At 48.7% G+C, this 339-nt stretch carries 1 protein-coding gene; it reads left to right on the top strand.

Annotation, left to right across the window (positions count from 1 at the left end; all coding sequences use genetic code 11):
* Positions 1-89: 89 nt before the first annotated feature.
* The coding region (locus FDX22_RS20140; RefSeq protein ID WP_186805375.1) for a copper resistance protein NlpE N-terminal domain-containing protein at positions 90-339 on the top strand (250 nt) is incomplete at its 3' end.

The following is a 339-nucleotide window of genomic DNA, read 5'->3' as shown; positions in this document are numbered from 1 at the left end:
AGGCGCAAAAGTCCACTGTGAAGGCACTGCGTGGGAAAGTTCGTCGAACGCAAGACTGACGAGCGGGAATAAAAATTTATAAGGAATTGATAGTGAAAACAGCAATATTGTCCGTAGTCGCTGCATGCACGCTTTTTTCCTTGATCGGCTGTAATAACCGTACTGAAGTTGAAGTACTACAGCCGACGCGGGCGGCAGAATTAAAACCGATGCAGCAAAGCTGGCGTGGCATCTTACCTTGCGCGGACTGTGAAGGGATTGAAACCTCTCTGTTTCTGGAAAAAGACGGTACATGGGTGATGAACGAACGTTATCAGGGCGTGCGGGATGAACCGTCTT

The sequence above is a fragment of the Citrobacter sp. TBCS-14 genome (assembly GCF_005280805.1).
In the GTDB taxonomy this organism is placed as follows: domain Bacteria; phylum Pseudomonadota; class Gammaproteobacteria; order Enterobacterales; family Enterobacteriaceae; genus Citrobacter; species Citrobacter gillenii.
This window is presented reverse-complemented; position numbering and strand designations above follow the sequence as displayed.